This is a genomic window from Pseudoalteromonas xiamenensis, assembly GCF_030994125.1.
Taxonomy (GTDB): Bacteria; Pseudomonadota; Gammaproteobacteria; order Enterobacterales; family Alteromonadaceae; genus Pseudoalteromonas; species Pseudoalteromonas xiamenensis_B.
This window is the reverse complement of sequence record NZ_CP099918.1, coordinates 624,806-637,514: the sequence shown is the minus strand read 5'-3', so window position 1 is coordinate 637,514 and position 12,709 is coordinate 624,806. Positions and strand designations below refer to the sequence as shown.

Below are 12,709 nucleotides of genomic sequence, written 5' to 3'. Positions count from 1 at the left end.
TTGTTATGTCGATGGCCTGACATGCTTTTCTATAATTCGTCCATTCTCCTTTCTCACATCCAGCCGTTTACGGTACGCCCATAAACGCGCCCTAGCGTCCGCTGATGCTTTATTCACATCAATAATGGGATTGAGGTAACGCGAATCCTCGCGCAATCCATACATGATGGTCTCCATTTGCGTGAGTAAACTCGGATCGTGCGTAAATGCCGGAGGCACTTCCGCTAATTCAGGTAGCCATTTTTTGATGAAAACACCGTCAGGATCGTGTTCCTGTGCCTGTTTGATGGGGTTGTAGATCCGGATCGTATTTGTGCCCGTCACGCCCGCTTGCATTTGAAACTGAGAGTAATGTATCCCTGGCTCAAAATCTAAAAACAGTCGGGCAAGGTGAGTGACACCGAGTCGCCAATCAATGTTCAAATGATGGGTGAGTACACTGACTAGCATCGCTCGCATTCTGAAATTTAAATACCCCGTGTGGTGTAAACAGCGCATGCAGGCATCCACCAAAGGAATACCGGTTTTACCTGATTTCCATGCTGCCAAATCGTTGTTGATTTCTGGAAAGGTACGATAAGGAAATTGCGCATAACCTTGATTAACTGGCCGAAACTCCATGTCGCATTCCGACTCAAATTTTTGCATAAAATGACAATGCCAATGCAACCGAGAGACAAGTGCGATTACGCTGCGTCGAAAGCCTTTCTGGTGCCAATGCGCAAGCACCGCTTGATAGACTTCGCGAAGTGACAGGTTACCCCAAGCAAGATAAGGCGAAAGCCGTGAACAGGCAACGCGACTGGCCTCTGGTTTTGAAATGTTGTAGGCGTAGCTCTTGCCTCGTTCTTGGAAAAAGTCGTTAAGTGTCAGCCATCCAAGTGTTGGTCCGCCCGTTTGCATACCCTTGTGCTTGTGTTGCCAAGCACGTTCAGGGTTAACGATAAGGTGTGCTAAGCAAGTCGTGTCTACCCAAGAGGCTTCTTCTAAATAGGGCGTGTCTAGTTCGGCACGCATGAATTCATCCCATCTTTTATCCCAGTTCACGCGTGTTGGTAAACCGCGGATCACGGCGCCAGTTTGGAACTCGAGCCAAGGAATACCTAACTTTTCCAGCTGCTGGTGGATGTCTTTGTCGCGTTGAAAGGTATTCTGTAATCCAATTTCTTGATGAGAGTACACGCACGAGATTGAAAAATGTTGTGATAATGTGGAGAAAACGTTGCTAGCATCAGCGTTAAGAACATAAATGCGAGCTTGATAGGGGGCTAGCTGTGAGTTTAGGTCTTGCAAGGATTGCCAAACAAAACGCCAATGCCGTTCCTCATAATGAGGATCAGCAAGTAGAAACGGCTCAAAGAGGTAAAGTAATAATACAGGCTTACCACGGTCGATAGCCTCTTTTAAAGGCTTGTGGTCTGTGATACGAAGGTCTCGTTTAAACCAGACTACGCTGATGTCTATCAATGATTACCCCAAATTGACTGTTTGACCCAAGTTGGGTTGTACGCAGTAACTTGATGGAGCGATTTATGTGTTTCGAATAAAAAAGAAAGTAGCGCTTGCTTTCTTGGTGGCCAACCCAATATCCACAATATTCTTGTGATGGAAAAATGATGGGCGCATGGACGTTAAGGAATTCGTTTTTTTTGCGGTGTTTTTGCTAATCCCCCTTATTTTTGGCCGACGACTTATTCGCTGGGCAAAAAAAATGCCTAAAGGTGCTTATTTGTTAATCGCATGCTTACCGCTCATCACCTTATTTCCAATCCCACCTCCCGCGTTTAAAAATGTGGAAAAAGCGAAACAGGAGCAACGTAAACCCAAAAAGCAAAATGACGATCCCCTCTTAAAAAACATCAAAAAGCCTTAAGATCAAATTGCGGCAGAGGACTTTAAAAGTGCATACGAAACAGCTAAGTAACCCTGCTCGTACCGTTTTAGATTAAACATGATTAAAAAATAAAGATTTATTCTAATGGCTACTTCCAAGACCGAATCGAGCCACAACTGAGTATCAAAGTATCATACTCGTTGAAACTCGTTTCTGGACAAAAATGTTTTAGGTCGTCGGCTGTATTAGGCGAATTTCGCATAAAAATTTCGATGGGCTGACGCTTCTAACGCCGGCGAGCGTTAGCGAGTCCAGCCCGCGCTTTTTGTGGGCGATTGTGATTGGCCTTGTTAGGCGTTTGTTGTTAACTCATAGTTCGCTTGACCAGACTCACCTGACTTAAATGAACCGGAACCTTCAATGTTTGCAAGCTCATCAGTGCCTGAAACAATTAAAAAATTACTACTGGCAACACCATTTTCAAATTTGCCATTGTGCTGAAGAGTGAAGCTACCAGACTTACCATTAACTTTGCCTGTAACTACCTCAAAGCCTACGAATAGCGCTGAAGCCGCTGATTGATAAGACATTAAATATTGAATTTCACTGGAACCTTCAATTACACCACTATAGCTTTGTGTAATTTTCGCGTGACTTTTTTTCGAACCATCTTGATTTTCAATATAGGGTGTTTCATCCCAGCTAGTTATTTGAAATACATTACTCATTTTAAATATCCGTAGTTAATTATGATGCCTAACGCCGCCATTAACGGCGAGCAACTTGTTGCGAGTTCAGCGCACACAGTGCGCGATGTTTAATGGCCTTGTTATATGCGCACTACTTACAAGCTAAACATTCTGATTCGTCAATTGTTGAATATTCAGCATACCAATAATGAGAGTCTTTAATTTTTCGGTACACCAAGTTATTACTTTCGTATTTTTCTGTAAACCTACTATTTAGAATAATTAGAGTCTCACATTTCGGTGGCCAAGAAGATTTTTCAGCAATTTGATTACCATTTTTCAATTCTTCGTCAAGCAATGAACTCAATTCTTTAGATTTAAACACCGCTTCTCCATGTGCACATAACATTTTAGTATTTATGGGACACGTTGTTTTTCTGCCTGCGGACGTCTCGATTTTCTGATTTTTACATTTTAAACACAACAACTAACTAATTGCGATAAAACGTTTTATTTCACATTTATCTTTATTGATAGCAGCCAAAAACGACCAAATCGCTCGTTTTTCTGACTATATGAAAAACTTTCAAAAACCGTGTTTATACACAGTCGTTTCTTAGCTGTGTGTCGTTAAAAAAATACAAAGTAAAAGACCAACTTACCCGATAAATGAAGTATTAAAGATATGCAATTCGCTCTTTTGAGGCATTCGCCTAAACAAGTCCTGAGGTAGAAACCTATTAGAAATGGCGCGTACCGATGCCATCGCGGCCATTTGGGTATGATATTTTAATACGCAATATGGAACTTATTTCTCTCCCACACAGATAAGTGGGAAGAAAAGTGTCCGTTACAACGGTGAGAGATTTACCCACTGCTGCTTGAGACCAATGCAGTGAATAAGGCCTATCGTTAAGCAAATGATTGAACTCCAAATCCAAAACTCGACGGAGCGACCCATAGGTGAGAGGACAAAGAAAAAACCGGCTATACCTCTTGTTGTGTAGATCAAGCAGATAGCGATTAGAACTAAACGGGTAAAAGGGAGTTTTTGGACGATACCTGCACCAGAAAAGGCGTATAACGCCCATACACTGAGTACAAGAGCCACTCCACACGTTATCCATGCAGGCTTACTACTACCGTGCTCTGCGAGTCTTGCCATTTGTTCGCCAGCACCAAAAAAGCGATACCAAGGTGCGCCAAAGTAAATACAGCCTAAATGCAATACCGCTGCGATAGCACTGAGAAAACCCGCAATCGTGAGGTAGATATTCATGTTTTTTGACGTCCTTGTTTATCCATTTCCAATACAAAGCGACAGTGCCACATTGTTGACTTATTAACAATACGCTACCAGTTAGCCGGAGTGGGTACAAGCAATATTCTCTTTAGCATCAGGCCCTAACATGCCACCGTAGATGTATCTGACACTGTTGTGGCCTGAGGTTACGGTGTATGAATTAACCGTGTTGCTTTAAGTTTCTTTGTTCTAGCACTTCTTTAAACGCAAACATGCCATTGAGTGCAGCAGGAAACCCCGCATAAACGGACATCTGAAGAAGGATTTCTTTGATTTCCTCTTCTGTGCATCCAACGTTAAGCGCTGCATTTAAGTGAACTTTTAGTTGTGGTGTACAGTGACCGAGCGCGGTTAACGCCGCGACAGTCGCTATCTCTCTCGATTTTAAATCCAAACCCGAACGAGCATAGATATCGCCAAAGGGATACTCAATAGTATATTTGGCTAAATCAGGGCAAATATCCTGCAGGCTTTCAATGACGTTTTGGCCAGCCTCGCCATCAATTTTTTCAAGTAGTTTAAGGCCTATGTTGAATCGAGAATTGTCCATGTCGATGCTCCTATTGGTAAAAGTTAGGTGCAGCATAAAAGTTAGAGTTCACTCTAAGTCAACGAACTTTATTGTTTTTATATAGATTTATTTTTTCTTCAAGCGCAGCGAGGTGGGTTTGCTGTTGAGCGATATGTTGTTTCAAGTATTTTTGGTGACGTTCAAGTAATTTTTGGCGCTCAAGTGCTGTGTTCGGGCCTCCTTCTCTCAGCGTTGCGTACGCTAAAATATCTTCCAGTGGCATAGCGGTTTCTTTGAGGCGTTTAATAAAGGCGACCCATTGTGCGTCTTTAGACGAGTATACGCGATGACCACTGCCATTTCTTTGGATATGTTTAAGCAAGCCAATTTTTTCGTAATATCGAAGCGTGTAAGAAGATAAGCCGACTAAATTCGCAAATTCCTTCATATTCATTTTGATGATGCCTACTTAACGTTATCGAAATTGAGGAGATGTTGTGATTAATAGTGCCACTTTTTTCACCATCGCATCCAGAATAAAAAGGGCGAGGTCATCGTTACACAAGTAAGTTCATTGGAGAGTGTATTCAGTCGATAACTGTACTAACCGTACCAAAACAAAAAAGCGCCCTAATGGCGCTTCTCATTTTCTTTTTTTATTAGGCTCTTAGGCACTGTGCGTACTGACTATTCCGCAAATTATTGGTAAACAAATGAATGAACAACCCGTGTTGACCAATACTTTGCCAAATGTAGTCGTCACCCGACGGGCAAAGCGATTGTTGAATATAACGCTTTTGGTCTTCCGCCGATAAGGCAAGTTCATTTGGAATTTGGACATAGACACCGATTTCGCTGTCGCCAAACTTAACGCGACTGAGCTGCCAGCTCCCCATCATAAATTGCTTGCTAAAGTGGCGTTCAATTAACTGCTTTGCGTTAGCTGACAATGAATTGACGCTCACCTGAGTTTCTTTATCCATCATACGATAACCAAAAATGCAGGTTAAGGTAATAAAGAAAAGCGTAAACCAAATATGGGTAGAAGGTCGCTTCCCTGCGACTGCTTTACTCTGCTTTCGGTTCGTTTTTTTAGTCGCTCGAGAGTCTACAATTTTAAGCCATTCTTCATGCTTGATTGTGCGATTTTCCATAAAATTGCTCCTGTTCTCTATATTTAGAATTTAAGCAAAGCAATGTGGATGAAAAATGGATGAATTGGGGATATTCCCGTTAATTTGCATTAAATTCGTATGGTAGGAGGAGTTTGACACATAAACCTCCATACTTGCCTTGCTTCAAGTTGATTTTTCCTTGCATAACTTGAGCCAAACTTTGACAAATAGAGAGTCCTAAACCTGAACCGCCTGATGCACGGCTGCGAGACGTGTCCACTCGATACAAGCGTTCGAACAATTTGGATAGTTGATCATTGGTTACGCCAGGCGATGAATCATCGATTTGAATAAAAACATATTGTGGATTGAGTCGGACTTTAAGCCTAACTAATCCAGGAGAATCTGTATATAAACACGCATTTTTGGTCAGGTTGTTGATAATTCTATCCAGTTTAGGTTTATCTACGTACATGCTGATGTCTCGAGCAACGGCAATATCACAAACAAAACGTAAATTATGTTTGCTAATCATGCGCTGCATGTCGTAGCTGTAACTGGTCATCAATTGATGAACATTGTATTTCTCATTGTATACCGTCAGCGCATTGTTTTCGGCTTGTGATAATTGGTACACATCCGAAATAAGGTGATTTAATTGGCTGATTTTGTCGTTGATTTTTTCATAAGCAACGGTTTTATCATCAATTAAATTGTGTTCCATCGCTTCAATATGCAATTTCAACACGCTGAGTGGCGTACGAAGCTCATGCGAAATATCAGCGAGGAGTTGATCTTTCTGGCGGATATTGGCTTCATACAATTGTGCTCTAAGTTCTGCAGAGCGACGTTTATGAACATACAAATAGATAAACGTACAGACAAAAATAAAGGTAAGGCCAAACGCCAACAACCACCGTTGTTGCTGTAACTTTGCATTTTCAAGTTGTGAAATGGTCAGCTTACGGTCTCTATCGAGTTCAACCACTTGCTGCTGCTTTGACAACATGTCGAGCGACGACTTGTGATGTTGCGATTGTGCTTTCAGCTTTTCTTCGAAGGTTTGATATTGCGTATCCAATAGGGTTTTGTAAGTAAGCGTGGCTGCTTCAAATTTTCCTTCGAGTTCGGCAATTTGAGCATTCATTTTCATTAACATGTATTGGTGATGAGGAGATTTTGTTTCTTTCACTAAACGTTCATAAGGCGTTAAGTAGCCCTTTGCCGCATCAACATTGTTCGCTTCGAGTTCGCTTTCTATCACCGCGAGATAGCCGTGAGCTTGTTGAATTCGAGACTGAGTTAACAAAGCGAACTCAAGCGAGTGGAGCGCTGCATCTCTGCGCTCCGTGTTTAAATTCAGCTTTTTGTATACATCGGCTAAGGCGTAATAAGCACGAGAAACTAACTCATTGGCTTGAATCTGTTTGAGTTCGTCGATTGCTTTCGTCAGCTCGATTAACCCTTCACTCGGTTCACCTTGTCTCGCCGCCATTACGGCAAGTTTGAGCGTCGTGAAACCCACATTGGTTAAATTTCCAGATCGTCGGTCATACTCTAGTGCTCTCGTTAAATACGCTTTCGCTTGTTCAAAATCACCCATTCGCTCATTAATCGCGGCAATATTAAATTCAAGAGAACCTTTTATAGCCCAGTTTGTACTGTTTTGGAGAAAGGTTTTGGCCTGCTCGTAATACCCCATCGACGTAGATAGATTGGTCGAGTTCTCACTGAGTACACCCAAATTAATGTACGTTTTTGCAATGAGCTCGTCGTCTCTAAGCGTTTTTGCGATTTCTAGAGCTTCTTTATAAGCGTCTAAGGCAACTAAGTTTTTCGAAATATTTCGCGCGCTGATGCCCTTTTCTGTCGCGATTTCAAAAGCAAGTTCAAGTGGAATATTGGGGCGATGAGAAAGAGAATCGAGAATATCGAGGGCATCTTGATAGCGTGATTGTAGACGGTAGATTTTTGCAATGGTCGTATCGACGTCTATTTTTGACGCGTAAGTGACGGCTGGCTCCTGTCTCAATGCGTCTAGTGCTTGAGTAAGGTTACCCTGATTAATTTGCTCTTGTATCGATTCCGGTATTGCTTTAGATTGCGCGCAAAATACTAATGCAGAACTCAATAAGAAAGCGCGTATTGATTTCATTCGATTTTTATCCCCATTGACCTACGTTTAATCTACTTTCTAAATGTGTTCAAAATATGGAGAGAAATTGTAAACCCCCTTTACAGTTGGTCTTTTATTCTTTGTTGCTCTTTGGACAATGGTTCAATGTGGTGCTGAGAGAGTCAGTGCGTTGTGTCAGTACGTAAAAAATCGTTCTGAACTCAACCGTTTCACTCTATATAGGTCTAACCATATTTTTGTAAGATACTGATAAATATAGAAATGCCTTGACCGGATATTCATTCGAATTCGGATGTTTTAAGGGTTGGTAAAAAGGTGATCTAGCGTGACGCAGGGAAAATAAAAGGGCCCGAGAGGGCCCTTTGAAAGGGAACTGATTATAACATCCTAGGAGAACACTCCCCTTAGAATTGGTTCATGGTGTTGGCTTCACCACCCGCTTTAAGCGCATTTTCGCCAGAGAAGTATTCCTTATGCGTGTCACCTATATTTGAACCAGCTAAGTCTTGGTGTTTTACCGAAGCTTGTTCGCGGCGAATTTCTTGACGTTGAACATCTCGTACGTACGCAAGCATCCCTAAGTCACCAAAATAGCCTTCCGACAGAATATCCGTGCTAAGTGCGGCCGTGTGATACGTTGGTAAAGTGATAAGGTGATGGAAAATACCGGCTTCACGAGCGCCGTCACGTTGGAATTGTTGTACTAGCTCGTCTGCAGCAGCGGCTAACTCTGTTCCATCCATCTCTTTTGCCATCAGCGCTTTGGCATCCGTTGCAGGGTTTGGATACGCACTTAAATCTTTACCTGCTGCTTTCCAATCAGAATACACTTGCTCACGGAATTTCAGTGTCCAGTTAAAGCTAGGTGAATTGTTGTAGACCAATTTAGCATTCGGTACTTGCTCACGTACTCGGTTCACAAGTTCTGCAATTTGTTTCACGTTAGGCTTTTCAGTTTCAATCCATAACAGATCCGCGCCAGCTTGTAGGCTTGTAACGCAATCTAGTACTACTCGATCTTTTTCTGTACCCTCTCGGAATTGGTAAAGTCCATTATCTAAGCGCACTGGTTTGCACAATTCACCATTTAATTTGATGGCCATATCACCTTCTTCTAAATCAGCAATATTTGTGATTGGTGTCGTGTCTAAAAATGCCGTGTATTGACTCGCTAAATCGCCAGGGCGACGTGATACCGGTACTTTTTGAGTCAGGCTGGCACCAAGCGAGTCGGTACGCGCAACAATTACGCCATCTTCTACGCCAAGCTCTAAAAAGGCGTAGCGTACGGCGTTAATTTTTGCCAAGAAATCTTCGTGCGGTACGGTCACTTTACCCGCTTGGTGGCCACACTGTTTCGCATCAGACACTTGGTTTTCAATTTGGATTGCACAAGCGCCCGCTTCAATCATCTTCTTCGCGAGTAAATAGGTTGCTTCCTCATTCCCAAAACCTGCGTCAATGTCGGCAATAATTGGTACAACATGCGTCTCGAAGTTATCGATTTTAGCTAGCACTGCGTCAACATCGCCACCGGTTGCACGTGCCAAATCAAGTTCTTTGTAAAGGTGGTCAAGCTCTCGAGCATCAGCCTGTTTCAAGAAGGTATAAATTTCCTCGATGAGAGCAGGAACGGAGGTTTTCTCATGCATACTTTGGTCTGGAAGTGGTCCAAATTCCGAGCGTAGTGCTGCGACCATCCAACCACTTAAATAAACATACGCACGTTTCGTTGTTTTTCTGTGACGTTTTACAGCCATCAACATTTGTTGAGCAACGAAACCATGCCAGCACCCCAAAGATTGTGTGTATTGAGATGAATCTAGGTCGTAGGCTGCCATATCTTCGCGCATGATTTTCGCCGTGTATTTTGCGATGTCTAAACCCGTTTTAAAGCGGTTTTGTAAGTTCATGCGGTTTGCAAATTCTGGGTCAATTGATTTCCAAGCGTTGCCTTGACGTTCACAAAGCGTAGCAAACGTGTCTAGTTGTGTTTGGTAGCGAGTCATAATCGGTATCCTTTGAACGGGTAAACAGTAATTTCAAACTTAAACCTTGCGCTTACTGGGTTGAGTGAGAGGTCCCGTAGCGCTTAATTACAACCTAGGCCTGTTTTGATGATTTTTTAAATTTATAGTTGTTATTCTGGCTATATTTTTTGTGAATGGTAAAGGTGGTTTGTTTTTGGGCATTTTCGGGTATGGTTTTTATTAACCCGTTCAAAATTATGTGAAGGAATTGCTCATGACTAACATGGTGCAACATGCAGGCCTCTCAATTCACCCTGCACTCTATCAGTTTATTAACCAAGAAGCGTTGCCAGGTACGGGCATCGCTGTAGACGCGTTCTGGTCGAAGTTCGCGTCACTCATCATCTCGCTTTCGCCTATCAATCGTGCACTGTTAGCAAAAAGAGATGATTTACAGAACAAAATTGATGAATTTCATCGTGCTAATTCGAGTTATAGCATGGATGAATATCGGACATTTTTGGAGGCTATCGGCTATTTAGTGAACGAACCAGCGCCTTTTGCGATTCAGACTGAGCACGTCGAACCTGAAATCGCCCTCACTGCCGCACCGCAACTTGTTGTGCCAGTGAGCAACGCTCGATTCGCTTTGAACGCAGCAAACGCGCGTTGGGGTAGTTTGTATGATGCGCTGTATGGCACGGATGTACTCAGCGAAGAGGATGGTGCAGAACGCACGAACAGTTACAACCCCGTGCGTGGATTCAAGGTGATGGCTTATGCGAGGCAGTTTTTAGATAAAGTGTTGCCGCTGGTCAGTGGCTCTCACATCGAAAGCACGAATTACGCACTCATCAATGAAGAATTGGTCGTTACGTTGCGTGACTCGACGCAAGTGAAGCTAGCAAATCCAGAGCAATTCATCGGTTTTCAAGGCCAAATCAACGCTCCAACGTGTTTGCTGTTCAAACATAATGGACTACACATAGAAATCCAATTTGATCCGTTCCACCCGGTTGGTGCTGCAGACAAAGCCGGTATTAAAGACGTTGTGTTAGAAGCTGCGGCAACCACGATTATGGATTGCGAAGACTCCGTTGCTGCCGTGGATGCTGAAGACAAAGTTGGGGTATACCGTAATTGGCTCGGTTTAATGAAAGGCACGTTAAGTGAGACGTTTGTTAAACAAGGTGAAGTTCAAACGCGAACGCTGGCCGCGGACAGGCAATACACTGGTAAATCACAAGAACGGATCACGTTAAAAGGTCGCAGTATGATGTTCGTACGCAACGTCGGACATTTGATGAGTAACGATGCCATTATAGATGAGCAAGGCGCGCCAATTTTTGAAGGGATCATGGACGCGATGATCACTTCGTTATGCGCGCTACATGATCTACAAGGAAATAGTCCATTTAAGAACTCGAGCGCGGCAAGTATAAACATTGTAAAACCTAAAATGCATGGCCCTGAAGAGGTGGCATTTACCAATCATTTATTTGCCGCGGTTGAAGACGCTCTTTCTCTTCCTCGCTTTACCCTCAAAATGGGCATCATGGATGAGGAACGTCGTACATCGGCAAACCTAAAAGCCTGCATTTTTGAAGCTAAACACCGTGTTGTGTTTATCAATACTGGGTTTTTGGATAGAACCGGTGATGAAATTCACACCTCGATGCAAGCCGGACCTGTGTTGCCAAAAGCGAAAATAAAAGGGGAGCCTTGGATCACGGCGTATGAAGATAGAAATGTAGATATCGGGTTATCGTGTGGATTCCAACATAAAGCACAGATAGGTAAAGGCATGTGGCCTATTCCAGATAAAATGGCGATGATGATGGAGCAAAAAATAGGGCATCCTCAATCCGGTGCAAATACGGCTTGGGTTCCCTCCCCGACCGCAGCGACGCTGCATGCATTGCATTACCATCAAGTTGACGTATTTGACATGCAGAACCAGCTTAAAACACGCCAAGAAGCCTCTTTAACGACTTTGTTGACTCCGCCGTTAATGCATACTGTTTCGTTAAGTAAAGAAGATATTCAAGCTGAGTTAGACAACAACGCTCAAGGTATCTTGGGTTACGTGGTTCGTTGGATAGACCAAGGTGTTGGCTGTTCTAAAGTACCGGATATTAATCACGTTGGCTTAATGGAAGACAGAGCCACACTGCGTATATCCAGCCAGCATATTGCAAATTGGTTGTTTCATGGTATTTGCACCAAAGCACAAGTGGAATCAACGTTTGCGAAAATGGCGGGCGTTGTTGACGGGCAAAATGAACATGATGCTGCCTATCAGCCAATGGCGAAAACTGAACAAGGCTTGCTGACTAACTTAGCCTACCAAGCGGCGCTGGCACTTGTCTTTGAAGGTACGCTGCAACCAAATGGTTATACTGAACCACTATTGCACGCGTTCCGTAAACGGTATAAAGCACAGCGAAACGTCTAACATTAAACAAGGCCTCGTAAGAGGCTTTTTAATGCCTTACCTTCAGGAGTAAAGTAAATCACCCTGCTGTTACCTGTTTTTCAATATATCCCGTTCAGAGGCGTTTGTTTGATTGACTACTTCCTACACGCCCTATTTGAAGCTAACACCAACGTTCAGCCCATAACGCCTCGTACTCACCGTTTGCATGTAAAATATGCGTAAAATTTATTCAAGTTGAACATCGACCACACGATCACGGCTGCGTAACTATTTTTTGGCAAAGCGGACTACGTGTCATCTTTTTGTTAACGATGCTGTTGCGATTTTGGTAAAAACAAGAATGGCCAATATTTTATTTTTTTCCTAAATTACAAACAACTAGAAAATCATTGAATTGCATTAAATGGGATAATTGGTTTTGGTTGTAGTGATAAAGTATTGGTTTTCTTGTGGTCTAATGCAGGTAAAAAAGTCAAAAGGCCGTTTTTTAACGTCTTTACTCTATGTTTTCAATCACTTTCATCATTTCAGTTAACATTATCAAATGACGATTTTGTGACGAATGCTTTTAATAAATATTATAAAATACATGGTGTTGCCTTGATACAGGACAAATGTGAAACAAATATGGATAAATCAAATATTACAAAATAAAAACAAATAAAAAACACAGTTAACATTATTGACACAAGTGCAGCGGAATCCTCATAATA

At 42.6% G+C, this 12,709-nt stretch carries 10 protein-coding genes; 1 reads left to right on the top strand and 9 read right to left on the bottom strand.

The features are described 5' to 3' along the window. Nucleotides 1-3: 3 nt before the first annotated feature. From NI389_RS19820 to NI389_RS19780, 9 genes are all read right to left on the bottom strand, one after another. Complete coding sequence (locus NI389_RS19820; protein WP_308363232.1) at nucleotides 4-1,467, bottom strand: cryptochrome/deoxyribodipyrimidine photo-lyase family protein; 1,464 nt, start codon at nucleotides 1,465-1,467, stop codon at nucleotides 4-6. 717 nt (nucleotides 1,468-2,184) lie between these two features. Beyond that, on the bottom strand, nucleotides 2,185-2,562 hold the full coding sequence (locus NI389_RS19815; protein ID WP_308363231.1) for a DUF3224 domain-containing protein: 378 nt from the start codon (nucleotides 2,560-2,562) through the stop codon (nucleotides 2,185-2,187). 112 nt (nucleotides 2,563-2,674) lie between these two features. Next, complete coding sequence (locus NI389_RS19810; RefSeq protein ID WP_308363230.1) at nucleotides 2,675-2,908, bottom strand: hypothetical protein; 234 nt, start codon at nucleotides 2,906-2,908, stop codon at nucleotides 2,675-2,677. Between the two features lie 465 nt (nucleotides 2,909-3,373). Next, entirely contained in the window at nucleotides 3,374-3,802 is a 429-nt protein-coding gene (locus NI389_RS19805) for a hypothetical protein (RefSeq protein ID WP_308363229.1), read from the bottom strand. A gap of 184 nt (nucleotides 3,803-3,986) precedes the next feature. Then, nucleotides 3,987-4,376 carry a carboxymuconolactone decarboxylase family protein gene (locus NI389_RS19800; RefSeq protein ID WP_308363228.1) on the bottom strand — a complete coding sequence of 130 codons (390 nt, stop codon included), beginning with the start codon at nucleotides 4,374-4,376 and terminating at the stop codon, nucleotides 3,987-3,989. 58 nt (nucleotides 4,377-4,434) lie between these two features. Further along, nucleotides 4,435-4,791: a MerR family transcriptional regulator gene (locus NI389_RS19795; protein WP_308363227.1), complete on the bottom strand. Its 357-nt coding sequence runs from the start codon at nucleotides 4,789-4,791 to the stop codon at nucleotides 4,435-4,437. 205 nt (nucleotides 4,792-4,996) lie between these two features. Then, nucleotides 4,997-5,491 carry a hypothetical protein gene (locus NI389_RS19790; RefSeq protein ID WP_308363226.1) on the bottom strand — a complete coding sequence of 165 codons (495 nt, stop codon included), beginning with the start codon at nucleotides 5,489-5,491 and terminating at the stop codon, nucleotides 4,997-4,999. Between the two features lie 79 nt (nucleotides 5,492-5,570). Further along, nucleotides 5,571-7,607, bottom strand: coding sequence for an ATP-binding protein (locus NI389_RS19785; RefSeq protein ID WP_308363225.1), 2,037 nt, complete (start codon nucleotides 7,605-7,607; stop codon nucleotides 5,571-5,573). Between the two features lie 386 nt (nucleotides 7,608-7,993). Continuing rightward, a complete protein-coding gene (locus NI389_RS19780; protein WP_308363224.1) occupies nucleotides 7,994-9,598 on the bottom strand; it encodes an isocitrate lyase in 1,605 nt (534 codons plus the stop codon). Between the two features lie 235 nt (nucleotides 9,599-9,833). On the opposite strand from NI389_RS19780, the gene NI389_RS19775 reads away from it, so the two are divergent. Next, nucleotides 9,834-12,014: a malate synthase G gene (locus NI389_RS19775; protein ID WP_308363222.1), complete on the top strand. Its 2,181-nt coding sequence runs from the start codon at nucleotides 9,834-9,836 to the stop codon at nucleotides 12,012-12,014. Nucleotides 12,015-12,709: the final 695 nt, after the last annotated feature.